This is a genomic window from Vulcanisaeta sp. JCM 16159, from assembly GCF_001316265.1.
Lineage (GTDB): Archaea > Thermoproteota > Thermoprotei > Thermoproteales > Thermocladiaceae > Vulcanisaeta.
In genome coordinates, this window is the sequence record NZ_BBDN01000006.1 from 14,579 (window position 1) to 28,049 (window position 13,471).

The following is a 13,471-nucleotide window of genomic DNA, read 5'->3' on the forward strand; positions in this document are numbered from 1 at the left end:
TAATGCCCTTTTTAAATTTACTACCATCAATAGACGTAGGCGATGAGCACACCCCCAATATTCATCCGCCTAGCTTCAAGGTGTGATAACACACCCTTCGAGGTGCTGAGTATTAGTATGCCTACGTTCCTGGCAGGTAGGTACTTCTCCTCCCACTCCATTAGCTCAGAGGCCTTAACGCTGAACCTGGGCTTTATGGCCCCAACATCGTTTATTTTACCGAGGAGTTGAACCTTGAACTTACCACCCCTACCATCCTCGATAAACTCAATCTCGCCAACATAGCCATACCTCTGCATAACCCTGAGAACATTACCCACTAGCTTGGAAGACGGCCAAATAATTACCTCCCTATGACCCCTAACCTCCGCATTCTTAATCATCGTCAACGCATTCGCCAAGACATCAAGCATTACCATACAACCAACGGTCAAAGACACAAATTAAAAACTTTACTAAGTCGTCAGCGAAGGACCACGTCATCAACCCTCAGCCGTACTCCCTAACATCACGGTTAGAAATACGTGGGGCGGGTTTAAATGTTTGGCTGTGTGTAATATATTTATTTGTATTGAAATAAATATTAATAAATATAACTGTTCATAAAAGATTAGAAGCCGCAAACACAATAAATCAGGATAACTAACGACTTAGTATTATGAGGGTACTAATTAATGGCAGGGAGGTTGGTGATGAGCACACCGGGTGCGCATTATGTGGTGACAATAGGGAGACAGGCACCTACCTGAGTATTGATGGAACACTTAGGTGTAAGGTATGCGGTAAGCCATGGAGTGGGACCTACCAGGAAGTCGCTGGTGCCAAGCTATACTTTTGTTGTGGAGACCATTATAAGGAGTTTAGGAGGGTAATACAGAGGGCTATCGCGATAGGCAATATTGGCAGGGTGAAGACCGTGCTCATTTCCATAAATGGTGGTGAAAGAAACATAAGAGTTGAGGATTATGATGGTAGGGTGGTGACGATAAACGAATCAATATTCAACTTGTCCGAGCAATAAATTATGTAAGTAATAAATGATGAGCGATTTAATATAATGAGCGCCGGTCTGTATTATAAGGTTAGGAGGGACTATGATGAGGAGTTCAAGAGGGTTTTAATAATGAGGTTTTAAACTCCTTTAAGGAAATGCTGATGACTTTATAGATGCAGAACTTTACAGGGGATTAATGATCTTTCAAAATACCTGATATAATCCTGATATAATTATGGTGAGTGAAGAGACCTAGAATCATTTAAAGACCCAAATAAGCAAGGAGTTTTAAGGAGACTATAATGCATTGAGGAATAATCCTAAAGGATACGCCAAAAAGCACAGAATCTTTTCAGGAAATGAGTATGTAACGTGCGCCTGACCCACAGCCATGAGCAATGATCATGATCTTTCATGTCATTAATAATGACAATGAACCCGTATTTAATTATGAACGATTTGTGGTGGGGCCGCCGGGATTTGAACCCGGGTTCACCGGCGTGCTGGACGGGGATTGTTCCCCAGGCCGTTGGACCCAGGTTTACCTGGTGCATCCTAGCCAGGCTAGACTACGGCCCCCGTAGTTATCATTCCATGAGCAATTTTAAGCTTTTCAGTGTATTGCTTCTTTCGTTAAGCCATCTCCTCATACACCCTCTCCACGTACTCCCTATCCTCATTGCACGTCGTTCGGCCTTACCCATCGTATTGTCAAACCTTACTGCGCAGCAGGTAATTAATTCATTCGTTCTTACTCTGTAAATGGCAATTAGAACCTTAACACCGTTTAATACATTGTCATAGCGAAGAACCTTCATGTATAATGGCTCATTCTCAAGACCTAGGTACCTGGCTAGAAACTCCATGACGCGTTTATAAAACGCGTAGTCAATCATTGGGCTGGGATAGAGGGGTTTAATTAAAGGTGTTGTCCATAGGATTAGGGAGAGGTGATTTGCCTTTCGATGCTTTTCGGTATCATGGCTTTATACACTAGGTCCATTAGCCCTGTGAATGTTAATTTACGGTTGTACAATTTATTTAGTCTTGGTAATACCCTATCCATCTGTAGTTTGCAGGCTGCGCATGGTACTACAATACAATCCGCGCCCTTATTAATGGCTTTTAAGTACCAGAGCTCCGCGTATTTAATGGATAATTCCTCCATTTCCTTAGCCAGCATTCCACTTGTTCCTCCACAGCATATGGCTAGTTCGGCTTATCATTCAATTCCGCATAACGCATCACGGTATTACTCAATATGAACCTCGGCTCCTTAACAAGGTCACCGCCCCTGGCGTAGTGGCATGGATCCATGTACATGTAAGTCAAGTCGCCATTGACCAACGCATCCAGTTTAATTAAACCCCTTCTTATGGCGTCTGCGGCTATATAGAGTATGTGCGTCCCCTCGATACCGTACTCCTTAAGCCTTGGTACCACGTAGTTCTTGAATACTCTCCAACCATGACCACACTCACCGGCTATCACTAACTTCACGCCTAATCTACGCGACTCCTCGACTATTCTCTCCGCAATGAGTCTCATGTGTCTTTCATCCATGAATAGGCCATAATTCGTTATGTCAGGCACCCTAGTGCTTAGGGTGAAGTCTATGCCCAGCTCATTGAGTAGTAGTATGTAGCCCTTAAGCGTGTTTACGGCAACCGTGTAGTCCGCACAGGCCGATGGGAGAAGCATGGCGTAGGCGGGTTCATTAACCTTAACCTTGACGTTAACGCCCTTCTCATGCTTGATTTGATCGACCACGCTTAGTATTACTTCCTTAATTACGTCCTCAGGTAAGCCGAGGAAATTCCCCATGGATTCAAGGTTGTTTATTACTCCCGCTACGTAATTAGGCGCCAGGCCTATTTCGTAGAGTAGCGACCTAATGGTCCTCGAGATATCAGCAACATCGACGCCGAAGGGACAGGCCCAGGCGCATCTCCTGCATGTTAGGCATTGCCAGAAGTACGTGTATGCCTCGTTTATTGAGTTTTCATTAATGGAACCACGAACTAATGACCTGGCCAGGGCTATCCTACCGAGTGGTGAATTCTTGATATTATGCGTTGCCAAGTACGCGGGGCATACCGTTAGGCATGCGCCGCAGCCCATGCATAGGCTTAGCGAGATAGCTAGGTTCCTATTCTCGCGCAACCTCCTCCTCAGCAATTCCCTAAACCCATTAATGCCCTGCCCACTTAGCCTAATACTAACCCTACTGTGGAGCCTTTCAATTAGGTCTGGAGAGGCCTTCTCATGCCTATACTCATTAATTGAGGCACTACCCATTGCCTATTTCATTGCTTTATCAATGCCTTAATTCATTATTGTATGTGCAAAATCTGCACCTCAGCGAGGAGTTAGGTTCGTCATTATTCCGCAACGGGACGCATCATCACCATTAATTCCACGAGGCAAAATCTTTTAAAGGCAATGCCCGCGTTGGGACTTCGTGGTTAAGCTACTGAGTTTTTACCAGGACAGGGATTCCAAGAAGCCCAGTGGTGGTTATAGGCTAGGCCGTATAAGGTTAAGAGGAAGGCGCTTGGTGGTGGCCCACCGACCAATACCACATTATCCAATAGCGATGTTAGGAACGTGCTTAGGGTCTTTGGTGGTAATGTTAAGGTTAAGGTCGTCAGTGCGCAATATGCTAACCTATACATTCCCAAGGAGGGTAAGGCCGTTAAGGTGAAGATACTTAGGGTACTCGAGACGCCGGCGAATAGGGAATTGGCTAAGAGGGATATCATTGTTAAGGGCACGATTATCGAGACCGAGAGGGGTAGGGCCGTGGTCACGTCAAGGCCTGGGCAAGACGGTGTGGTAAATGCCGTACTCCTTGAGAAGTAATTAGGTAAAGCATTATTAATTAGTGGTTCTCCTGCTTAATCGTGGATAAGAAGGATTATTGGATTATTTGGGTTGCCTACTTTGACGCTGGCAAGAGTAGGGGCCTTGGTAGGAAGGTGCCTAGTAGTGTGGCCGTGAAGTCACCGACAATTGATGAGTTAACAAAGGCAGTTAGTAACCTTGGCCTTGAGTTTGAGGTTTACAGCGATAAGAAACACCCGAGTAATTGGTTTGAGGGGCCTTATGGCTACGTCGCAGTGAGGAAGGACTCTGCGATTAGGAGGTTTGGTTCGATAAATAAGAGAAGGTTACTCATGATCATAGCCAGGGAATTAATAAGGGTTAGGCAATCCACGCAGCAGGGGAGAGGCACCTAGTTGCTCATAACCATTATTAGTCTCAGGCTCACTAAATCATTTAATGCATTATGCAGTGATTGTAGCAGGTCCTTGTCGATTGGCATGCTCATTATTAAATATACCAAGTCCTTAGGATCACTCGACAAATCTGGGTTAAGATCTGCTGGTATTGGCATGTTAAGTTCAATCTCTACCTCATTTAAGTCGGTGGGCATGACCTTAAGCGTCACGTTGTTTCCATAATCCTTAAGCCAGGAATTATCATTATTACTCTTCCTGAAACCCATGCTCTTGAGGAGGTCTATGAACATATGCACCACTGATTTATTAATTCACTATATATTAATTGCTCACTCATATGTGGACTATTACAATAGCCAATAACGCAAGTAATATTGCAGATATTACGAGCCTGCGTCCACGGTAGGGCTAATGCCTGATAGCCATAGGAAGCCTCCGATAATACCGAAGAGTAGTGCGAGTACCGTCGATGCATTATATATCACGTTCTTAAGAAAGTTGGTGAAGGATATTAAGTTATTAAGTGCATCATTAATCACGTTCTCTGTACTGTTGGTTATTGAATTCATGAAGTTATTTATCGTGTTCGTTACATTACTCGCAGCATTATTAATGTCGCCTATGCTCTGTGATGCATGCGCTATTAATGGAGTTACCACCGTGATTAATATCACGAGGAATACCTCCAGGGCCTTCCTCATTTCCTTCACCAATACCTTAATTATCATTTCGATTAATTAATTACTTTCAGCCTACTCTCACGTGGTGCTAGCACTGATAAAAGCTTTATAAAATCATAATAAGTGAATTATTTTGCATGAAGATACCAAGGGCACTGACAATAGCGGGACTGGACTCCGGCGGCGGCGCTGGTATTACGGCGGACTTAAAGACATTCCACGCCCTCGGTGTTTATGGCATGGTAGCCTAACAGCAGTTACCGCTCAGAACACCCTAGGTGTCAGGGCCGTTCAAGAGATCGACCCATCAATAGTCGAGGCCCAGATAAACGCGGTCGCCGAGGACATAGGCGTTGATGCCGCTAAGACAGGCATGCTAAGTAGTTCGCCTATCATGGAGGCGGTAGCTCGATCAGTAAGAAGATGGGGATTCCCGCTGGTTGTTGATCCTGTCATGTACGCCAAAAGTGGTGACCCACTAATTAGACCTGAGGCAATGGAGACCCTGAAGCGCGTTATAATACCCATCGCCAAGGTTGTGACCCCAAATGCGCCCGAGGCATCGCATCTAGCTGGTTTTCATGTTGATACCCTTGACGAAGCTAAGAGGGCTGCCAAGACCATCGCTGAGGAGTTGCACCCAGAGATTGTCATTGTTAAGGGCGGCCACTTAACAGGCAATGAGAGTATTGACATTGTTTACTTCAGGGATTCGGGCGAGTATAGAGAGTTGAGGGCTCCGAGGATCGATACCAAGAACACCCACGGGACTGGCTGCTCATTTTCAGCAGCCATAGCCGCCGGCCTAGCAAGGGGCCTGGATCCCTGGGAGGCGATTAAGTTGGCTAAGGAGTTAATAACCACGGCCATTAAGTACTCATTACCTCTTGGGCATGGCCATGGACCGTCAATCCAATGGCATGGCTTGAGCTTAGGCCTATAGGGCTGACGTTATTGATGAGATGAACAAGGCATTGAGAATGATTGAAGAGAATGCCGACATAATTGGGAATTACATACCCGAGGTCCAGTCAAACCTGGGCTACTCATTACCTGCCTTCTATGCCAGGGATTTAAATGACGTCGCCGCGGTGCCGGGTAGGATAGTTAGGTACATGGGAAGGGCCAGGCCAAGTGGCCCACCAACCTTTGGCGTTAGCTCTCACGTCGCTAGTTACATACTCACAGCAATGAAGTACAACCCGGAGATCAGGTCTGCAATGAATATTAAGTATGATGATAGGGTGATAGAGGCCGCGAGAGAGCTTGGCTATGTGGTTAGTGGTTATGATAGGAGGCAGGAGCACCGGACGTTAAGGCTAGGGAGGGCGCTTCAATACCCTGGGGCACTGAACAAGCCATAAAGAACGGGGGCAGGGTCCCCGACATTATTTACCACCTTGGTGATTGGGGTAAGGAACCAGAGATCGTAATACTCGGTAGAAGCCCAACGGAGGTTATTAGTAAGTTACTGGCGATACTGGGGCATGTTTATGGGAAACAACAGCAACATTGAAGATAGGGCAGGAGCCATGCTCATCAACGCCCAAAATTAGGGGATAAAGTGCATTCAATCACATTTAGGTTCCTCAAAATAGTATGGTTTTTACATTGAACCGATGGAATCAGTTAATGAATTGAGGTCTTTGAACGCGAAGTTACGGCAAAACGAGAGGTCTCTATTTTAATAATGCCGGATAAGGCGTTATCAGACCAAAACAACCTGCAGATACTTGTCTCCGCGCCTACTTATTTTGTATTTGCTTACTTTGCCATCCCTGAGTACCACGACCTCGCCATTCACGTTCTTAGCCACAGGTCTCCAACTCGGTGAAAAGTAGTACTCACTTCTCTTGTACTTGGACTTAGCCAGTGGGTAGGCGTTGCCGTTGTAAAGTATCACGCCAACACTCCACTCAGGCGCCTTATCAATAAGTGATAAGTAATCTTCACTGCCAATGGACCCTCCATCACTCTCCTCATTAATTTCCTCATTTTCAGGCTCCTCTTCGTATCTATCTTCGTCTTCCATTACATAAAGCTTAGGCTACCTCTTTATATTTTTATCTAAGTCCTTTAAAGTACCCTTGGTATAAGTACGTAAACCCAGTAATACCTTAAAATACCTTAGGAATTTATTAACTGCATGCTTATTTCTTAAATCTCTTGGGCCTTAGGTTCTTACTCTTACACCTCCTGCACTTCTCAGCACCCGGTGGGTTCCTGGCCCCGCACTCCCTGCATATCCAGTAATTGAACCTATGCTCAACGGCTATCCTAAGCTTCTCAGGGTCGCTAATGGGCATACGTGCCTATGGAGTTAAGGGCCTTTTTATATTTTTACCTCATTAAATCACACTTATCCAACAATCACTATGGACTTTATCTTAATCTCGTCAAGAGGCTTTATCCCGTACTTCTCCCTCACCTCCTTTGGAATTGTGAATTGCCTACTGGCCGTGTTACGAGTCCTCAGCAACTTAACCCTCTCAAGCATTATCTCCTGGCCGAAGTACTCAATGGTTATGTTTGCATATAGGGCATTTTCGATATTGAGAGACTTAACTAAGCTTGCCGGTATCAGGACTTGATAATTTATGTATATATTCGTTACATATGGTAGTTTAGTAATTACCATGCTTCTCCTAACTCTCCTTATCCTAGAAATTCCTGATGCCATATCAAGAGCATGGTTGTTAAATTAATTTATTAAAGTTTCTAATTAAGTCCAGAAAATTAGAATTATAATGCGTATGTGTTGAATAACATACATGGTGAACTCTTTTAAAGGACTTAGTCACTATTATTGAACGATGAGTATCGCAATTGACGTATTAATAATGACCGCCCAGCTAATCGCAATAGTGGATCCAGTTGGTGCGCTGCCAATAATGATTAGCATGCCGGGTATAGATAAACCTGAGATATTTAGGAGGGCCCTTAGGATAATTGCCATCGCTGTCCCATCATTACTGATAACCTTTGCAGTGGCTGGGCCATACATATTGACCGCCTTTAATATAAGTATTGCTGACTTCAGGATAGCTGGCGGCATAGTACTCCTCGTAATAGGCATTGACACACTCAGGGAAGGCGCGCCAAGGACCATGGGCCTAAGCCCTGAGGACTTCATCTTCACGCCAATAGTGACGCCAATGCTTGTCGGGCCTGGCGCGATAACCTCCGTGATGCTCTTCACCACGTACTACGGAATTCCCGAGGTCATAATAAGTATACTCATTGCGTCCCTAATAACTTACTTAATAATTAGGTTTAGCTTCGCAATAATTAGGCTCATGGGCAGTAACATGCTCAGGTTCATTGGTAGGTTCATGAGCCTAATCATAATGGCTTGGGCCGTATCGCTAATAATAGAGGGGGCCAAGGACGCATTATTGGTTTAATTTCTTATTAAACATGAAACATAAGCAAAAATGAGTTTTAAAGGGCCAACTCACCCTATTTGTGATTAACCAACTAATTGCTGAAGTAGGTAGGCTAGGCCGTAGGTGTTTATTTGCCCAAGACCATCAACTGGTTCCATTGACCTGGTATGACGTAGTAAAGCCCATTTTGGCCAAAGAGTGTTAGGAACATCGCCCCAGATATGCCCGTGGAGAACTCGTTAGTTGGATACACGGAACTTAATGCATAGAACTCATACGGGTAGTAGTAATACAGTAGGTATAGGGTTGGTGCCAAGTCACCTATCTCAAATGAACTGCCAAGGTAGCTCTGTATCGTCGCCGTCATGCCCGCCGACAATGGCGTGGCTAGACTGGTGCCTCCGATTAGGTATGGGAATACTGTACCGTTAAGGACTATTATAACACCCGTGAATGGATTAGCGTCAGCCGCAATGTCCGGCACACCCCTGTGCCCAACCGTGTAGAAGACAACGCCCAGGTCAGGTTCACGTACACGCACTCTTTCATAGATTATGTTTATCAGTGACTGACCAGGGGTTTCTGGGAAGGTGAAGGAGTAACCACCGCCACTACCCCATAGGTAAGTGCTATTCCAATTCCAGGCGTACTCGATGCGAATGGTCACCGTGTTTGTGATGTTTCCGTAAAGTGTTGTGCCACCGACGCCGGTCACCCATGGATCACTGGCTGGGTATAATACACTGGGTTCCATAGTCATGTTAAGATAAAGCCAGTCAGTGTCGAAGGCACCGCTGTCGCCGGATGCGGCGAATACCCCAATGCCCTCCGCGGCTGCTTGCATGAATATCTCGTCATAGCCATAGAGTAGGTTGTAGCTTGGCGGTGGGTAGTAGAACATGTCTTCGTAGGCACCCCAGCTCAGGCTTATGAACTTGGCTAAGTGGTTAGCGACCACGTACTCCACATCGACGAACAAGTCATCACCCGACGTAGGCGATACAACGAGGAGTATATTGGCACCAGGAGCCATTGTGTGGGCATACTCAATATCGAGGGCACTCTCCACGGCCCAGCCCTCCGCAGTGCTTAAGTCATATGGAGTGAGCACTGGCGTACCTGTTGGGTAGATGACCTGGCACGAGGCTGGCGGCAAGCCAAATATGGTATCGAAGGTTGCCAAGTCCTGACATGCAGTACTTTGGTAGATGTATTGGTTGGCTAGGGTTAGGTTAAAGTCGCCGAAGGCATCAACAATGGCTATGGTCAAGCCCTGGCCAGAGTAGCCATTATTGAAGAGCGGCAATTCATCATACATGAATTCCAAGCCCTGGGGCAGCCATATCTCTACCTGATTCTGCATTATCTGCATTGGCTTTCCATTTATTTTTATGGCGCTTGACTTTAGTATCGTGTTTATGCCCGTGGTGTTTAAACGCACGGCAGTATACTGCGGCTTATAGGCAGGCGCCTTGGAATTAGCCGTGAAGTAACCGAGTGGCATGCATTCACCGGCTATTATCCATTGCTGTATATTACTTGGTGCTGATTCGAGGGCTGTTAGGAAGTTGTCCACTGCCGATGCACTGCCCGTGGCCTCCATGAGCATTGGGAAGGTGTAATTAACGGTTAAGCCGTACTGCTGGGCCAGGTTAACCACGTAACTAACAACGCTGCTTGGTGGCGAGTACCAACTGGCGAATTCCTGAGGCGTGATGAAACTGTGGAAGTAGGGGCTCGACGGGTTATAATACACTTGATAAAGGAGGTAGTCAAGCCCGTTAGGCGTTGTGACATTACTAAGCCAGAACCAAACAATCACATGACTCTGCGTCGAACCAGGAACACCGGGAATAACCTCAGTACATGTGAGGTATTGAGGCGACACCTGCTGCGCATAAGCTATTGATGCTGCCAGAATTAGTAAGGCTATTGCGATTATTACCAGGGTTTTAACTGGGTTTTTACCTGCCATATTGAGCGATTGATAGCCCTATTTATTTTTAAATATTTCCCTCATTTTCATACTATACTTTGACCAAATTAATTTACATGCCTATTTACTTTGAGCTTTCTATCTCTAAATGAAAAATACACCTTATTAATACCGCCTCCTCCTAATTTAACCGGGATGTCATTAAGACGAGTTGATCGCATTGGACTGTTATTGGCAACAGCCAATTCATTAAGCGGAATTATTTGGGGTGCTAATTCGGTCATTTTATCAATATACATGCTAGGTATTGGTATGTCAACCACGTTAATCGGCATCATCCTTGGTCTTTTCTCATTAATGAACGCCCTCGGTTCATTAATTGTTGGATATCTAACGGACCTCATGGATCGCATTAGGCTCTTCGCAATGCTATCAATAATCAGCGGATCCCTAATACTCCTAATGGTTACTGGTGTGCCCATAATCGTGTCGGCGGCATACCTAATGTCGGCTTTGTTTAATAGGTACGTAGTGTTAACAGCCATAGTCGGTGAATATGCCAAGCAAAGAGGTATTTCTGACGAGGTATTTAGTTTATCATCCTCCTTTAACGTAATTTTTAGTGTTGTTGGATCAGCAATTACTGTGTTACCCAGTTACCTTGGACATCTTGGTTATGAACTAATTTTCGTCATTGAGGCAGCCGCCGTATACTTAACAATACCCTTAGTGCTCAATGCGATTAAACATTTGGATCCAGCCATTGTTAATGCCAAGATCGAGAGGATCAGCCTTAAGGACCTAGGTGAGCTGCGCTCATCGTGGTTAATAAAGAGACTTATGCCGGAGGCAATAATTGGCCTTGGAGCTGGGGTGATAATACCATTATTCAGCCTCTGGTTCTACCTTAAGTTCCACATAAACATTGCAAACCTGGGTATTGTGTACGCCATATCCAATGCCACGCTCGCCCTGGGTACATTAATGGCGCCGACAATATCGAGATTTCTACATAGTAGAGTAATTTCCGTGGTGACACTTGAGGGATTGGCTACGGGAGTACTAGCAATAATGCCATCAATATACAACCTACCACTATTACTGGTCCTATTCATAATTAGGAACACTCTCATGAACATGGCAAATCCATTACTAACCTCGCTCATTAATGAGCTAGCACCTAGGGAGGAACGAGGAAGGGTATTTGGCATCTGGAATATGATATCCTCAATACCGCGAGCCGTGGGTCCCAGCATTGGTGGTTACTTGATGGATACCGGCTACTTAGACCTGCCCTTGTACATAACGTCTATGCTTTACGCCATCGCTGTGGTACTATTCTACGTATTGCTCAGGAGCATTGAGAATAAGATTAGGGTTGTCCACGGTACATAGTACATATACTGCTCCTTTACTTGTCACAAGAAAAAATGTTAATTAAGTAGGCCATCTGTGACTCTGACGTGAATTTTCAGGAGAGAGTATCGAGGAGTATTAAGGAAGTTGGTGACTCACTTAGGGTGTTACTTGGTCCGGGTTGGTTGACGATGCTTGCCGATGTCGATGCGCCAAGTATACTAACGGCAATGCAGAGTGGTTATTATGCTGGGCTTGCGATAATTCCCTGGCTAATACTTCTGACAGTACCTCTGTACTTTATTCAGGAATTGACCATTAGAGCGGCGCTGGGTAGTGGGAAGGGCATGGGAACGCTGCTTAAGGAGGTCTATGGAGATAAGGTTGCGGCAGTATCGCTGATCGCCATGCTCATAATAGATGGAGCCGCCTACATCGGTGAGTACGCAGCAATCTCAGCAATTGGGCTTCTCTTTGGTGTGCCCGTGGTTATTTCCGTGATCTTAGTCCTGGCATTTCACACAGCGATAATACTAATGGGTGGTTCGTATAAGAGGGTTGAGAATGTGCTGCTTGCGATCTCCGCATTCATACTAGTGTACCTAGCGGCCTTTGTCATAGTACCCATCAAGCCCCAGGAGGTTTATGGCACGTTATTATCGATTTTCCTACCAAGTTCATACGCCAATTCCTTATACGTGACCTTGCTTGCGGCGAACATAGGCGCAGTGATAATGCCCTGGATGCTTTATTACCAGCAGTCGGCGATTGTTGATAAGGGCTTAAGGAGGGAGCATTACACTCACGAGAGGTTTGAGACAGCGATGGGCGCCGTAATAAGTGAGACATTGATGATTGGTAGCCTATTGGTTGGTTATTGGCTTAGGGTCAGGGGTGGGGTTATTGATAACTTTCAATCAGCACTTCTCTCGATAAGCATGGTCATTAGCCCGTATTGGTTCGTGGTGGCTGCCGTGGGCATGATTGCCGCTGCGTTACTTGCCATATTCGTGATAAGCCTAGGCTTCGCCTATGGACTTAGTGAGTACTTCAATTGGCCCGCAGGCTTAGTAGGAGGATGTGTGAGGCCAAGGGCTTCTACGCATTTTATGTAGTTGAGATCGTGCCCGCCGCCTTAATTATACTCTTCATGAGGGACCTCGTTAACTTAATACTGGGTATAATGATATTCAACGCAATAGCCCTGGCCATACCCACCTACTTATTGATAGGCTTGGCTTCGAGGAAGGACGTCGTTGGTGATTATGCAATAGGCAGGGCTAGGGCTATTGTGTTATATATAGTTACAACGGCGTTAATTATTGCTGGGGCCTATGCGGTAGTAACGGCGGTTTGAACCATTATTTGGGAATAAGGTTTAATTAGACCTTTACTAAGTGTAGTATGGGGCTACATGTGAGAATATCCAGTAGGGAATTCCTATATTTGCTGGTGATTAAGGGGATGAATGATAAGGCTCTGGCGCAACAATATTTGGGGTTGCGAAAGCACTTGGCGTCTCGACCGCAAGTGCGTATGAGGAGATAAATCACCTAATTAAGAAAGGGTTCGTGGAGAAGAGGGATGGTGGTATCTTCATAACTGATGAGGGCATTAGGGAGATGAACTCATTAGTTAGGGCTCATAGAGTCGTGGAGACATTATTAGTTAGGGCAGGGATAGACCCAGACAAGGCTTGCGAATTAGCTAAGATGTTCGATTATGCCTTGCCCGAGGAGGTCGTGGATAGGCTCTATGAATACCTAGGGAAACCAAGTAAATGCCCGCATGGTAAGGACATTCCCAGCCCCAGTTCATGAGTAATGCACAAATACACTATATATATGATAATACTTAATAAGGAACCTATTGTGCAT

16 protein-coding genes, 1 tRNA gene and 3 pseudogenes are annotated in these 13,471 nt (G+C 45.4%); 9 read left to right on the top strand and 11 right to left on the bottom strand.

Annotated features, from left to right (window positions below):
- Nucleotides 1-26 precede the first annotated feature (26 nt).
- On the bottom strand, nucleotides 27-419 hold the full coding sequence (locus tag JCM16159_RS06615) for a 30S ribosomal protein S8 (protein ID WP_054857333.1): 393 nt from the start codon (nucleotides 417-419) through the stop codon (nucleotides 27-29).
- Between the two features lie 239 nt (nucleotides 420-658).
- On the opposite strand from JCM16159_RS06615, the gene JCM16159_RS06620 reads away from it, so the two are divergent.
- Complete coding sequence (locus tag JCM16159_RS06620) at nucleotides 659-1,021, top strand: TA0938 family protein (protein WP_054857334.1); 363 nt, start codon at nucleotides 659-661, stop codon at nucleotides 1,019-1,021.
- A 435-nt stretch (nucleotides 1,022-1,456) separates the two neighbouring features.
- Here the strand turns inward: JCM16159_RS06620 and JCM16159_RS15640 are convergent.
- The 4 genes from JCM16159_RS15640 to JCM16159_RS06630 form a co-directional block, all read right to left on the bottom strand.
- Nucleotides 1,457-1,573 (bottom strand) — tRNA-Pro (locus JCM16159_RS15640).
- An 8-nt stretch (nucleotides 1,574-1,581) separates the two neighbouring features.
- Nucleotides 1,582-1,890 carry a hypothetical protein gene (locus JCM16159_RS06625; protein ID WP_243666193.1) on the bottom strand — a complete coding sequence of 103 codons (309 nt, stop codon included), beginning with the start codon at nucleotides 1,888-1,890 and terminating at the stop codon, nucleotides 1,582-1,584.
- 44 nt (nucleotides 1,891-1,934) lie between these two features.
- Nucleotides 1,935-2,177, bottom strand: coding sequence for a hypothetical protein (locus JCM16159_RS15645; RefSeq protein ID WP_367834360.1), 243 nt, complete (start codon nucleotides 2,175-2,177; stop codon nucleotides 1,935-1,937).
- A 26-nt stretch (nucleotides 2,178-2,203) separates the two neighbouring features.
- Nucleotides 2,204-3,292, bottom strand: a complete 1,089-nt coding sequence (locus JCM16159_RS06630) for a (Fe-S)-binding protein (RefSeq protein WP_243666194.1) — start codon at nucleotides 3,290-3,292, stop codon at nucleotides 2,204-2,206.
- 163 nt (nucleotides 3,293-3,455) lie between these two features.
- On the opposite strand from JCM16159_RS06630, the pseudogene JCM16159_RS06635 reads away from it, so the two are divergent.
- Together JCM16159_RS06635 and JCM16159_RS06640 are read left to right on the top strand one after the other, a co-directional pair.
- Nucleotides 3,456-3,856: pseudogene (locus JCM16159_RS06635) on the top strand (30S ribosomal protein S8e).
- A gap of 41 nt (nucleotides 3,857-3,897) precedes the next feature.
- Entirely contained in the window at nucleotides 3,898-4,233 is a 336-nt protein-coding gene (locus tag JCM16159_RS06640) for a signal recognition particle subunit SRP19/SEC65 family protein (protein ID WP_054857335.1), read from the top strand.
- Here JCM16159_RS06640 and JCM16159_RS06645 read toward each other — a convergent pair.
- On the bottom strand, nucleotides 4,230-4,526 hold the full coding sequence (locus JCM16159_RS06645; RefSeq protein WP_054857336.1) for a hypothetical protein: 297 nt from the start codon (nucleotides 4,524-4,526) through the stop codon (nucleotides 4,230-4,232). The genes JCM16159_RS06640 and JCM16159_RS06645 overlap by 4 nt on opposite strands.
- Nucleotides 4,527-4,619: 93 nt before the next feature.
- Nucleotides 4,620-4,946, bottom strand: a complete 327-nt coding sequence (locus tag JCM16159_RS06650; RefSeq protein WP_243666195.1) for a hypothetical protein — start codon at nucleotides 4,944-4,946, stop codon at nucleotides 4,620-4,622.
- Nucleotides 4,947-5,053: 107 nt separating this feature from the next.
- On the opposite strand from JCM16159_RS06650, the pseudogene JCM16159_RS06655 reads away from it, so the two are divergent.
- Nucleotides 5,054-6,432, top strand: a pseudogene (locus tag JCM16159_RS06655) (bifunctional hydroxymethylpyrimidine kinase/phosphomethylpyrimidine kinase).
- Nucleotides 6,433-6,624: 192 nt separating this feature from the next.
- Here JCM16159_RS06655 and JCM16159_RS06660 read toward each other — a convergent pair.
- The 3 genes from JCM16159_RS06660 to JCM16159_RS06670 all read right to left on the bottom strand — a co-directional run bounded on the left by JCM16159_RS06660 (nucleotide 6,625) and on the right by JCM16159_RS06670 (nucleotide 7,596).
- On the bottom strand, nucleotides 6,625-6,948 hold the full coding sequence (locus JCM16159_RS06660; protein ID WP_054857337.1) for a hypothetical protein: 324 nt from the start codon (nucleotides 6,946-6,948) through the stop codon (nucleotides 6,625-6,627).
- A 118-nt stretch (nucleotides 6,949-7,066) separates the two neighbouring features.
- Nucleotides 7,067-7,222, bottom strand: a complete 156-nt coding sequence (locus JCM16159_RS06665; protein WP_054857338.1) for a 50S ribosomal protein L40e — start codon at nucleotides 7,220-7,222, stop codon at nucleotides 7,067-7,069.
- A gap of 53 nt (nucleotides 7,223-7,275) precedes the next feature.
- Nucleotides 7,276-7,596 carry an AbrB/MazE/SpoVT family DNA-binding domain-containing protein gene (locus tag JCM16159_RS06670; protein ID WP_054857339.1) on the bottom strand — a complete coding sequence of 107 codons (321 nt, stop codon included), beginning with the start codon at nucleotides 7,594-7,596 and terminating at the stop codon, nucleotides 7,276-7,278.
- A gap of 133 nt (nucleotides 7,597-7,729) precedes the next feature.
- On the opposite strand from JCM16159_RS06670, the gene JCM16159_RS06675 reads away from it, so the two are divergent.
- Nucleotides 7,730-8,320: a MarC family protein gene (locus tag JCM16159_RS06675; RefSeq protein WP_054857340.1), complete on the top strand. Its 591-nt coding sequence runs from the start codon at nucleotides 7,730-7,732 to the stop codon at nucleotides 8,318-8,320.
- A 109-nt stretch (nucleotides 8,321-8,429) separates the two neighbouring features.
- Here JCM16159_RS06675 and JCM16159_RS06680 read toward each other — a convergent pair whose 3' ends face one another.
- Complete coding sequence (locus tag JCM16159_RS06680) at nucleotides 8,430-10,277, bottom strand: protease pro-enzyme activation domain-containing protein (protein WP_243666196.1); 1,848 nt, start codon at nucleotides 10,275-10,277, stop codon at nucleotides 8,430-8,432.
- A gap of 156 nt (nucleotides 10,278-10,433) precedes the next feature.
- Here JCM16159_RS06680 and JCM16159_RS06685 point away from each other — a divergent pair, with 156 nt between their 5' ends.
- From JCM16159_RS06685 to JCM16159_RS18925, 4 genes and pseudogenes are all read left to right on the top strand, one after another.
- Nucleotides 10,434-11,633 carry an MFS transporter gene (locus JCM16159_RS06685; RefSeq protein WP_054857341.1) on the top strand — a complete coding sequence of 400 codons (1,200 nt, stop codon included), beginning with the start codon at nucleotides 10,434-10,436 and terminating at the stop codon, nucleotides 11,631-11,633.
- Between the two features lie 68 nt (nucleotides 11,634-11,701).
- Entirely contained in the window at nucleotides 11,702-12,709 is a 1,008-nt protein-coding gene (locus tag JCM16159_RS06690; RefSeq protein ID WP_243666197.1) for an NRAMP family divalent metal transporter, read from the top strand.
- Nucleotides 12,673-12,951, top strand: coding sequence for a hypothetical protein (locus JCM16159_RS15650; RefSeq protein ID WP_243666198.1), 279 nt, complete (start codon nucleotides 12,673-12,675; stop codon nucleotides 12,949-12,951). The genes JCM16159_RS06690 and JCM16159_RS15650 overlap by 37 nt, the downstream gene beginning before the upstream one ends.
- A gap of 47 nt (nucleotides 12,952-12,998) precedes the next feature.
- Nucleotides 12,999-13,414: pseudogene (locus JCM16159_RS18925) on the top strand (metal-dependent transcriptional regulator).
- Nucleotides 13,415-13,471: the final 57 nt, after the last annotated feature.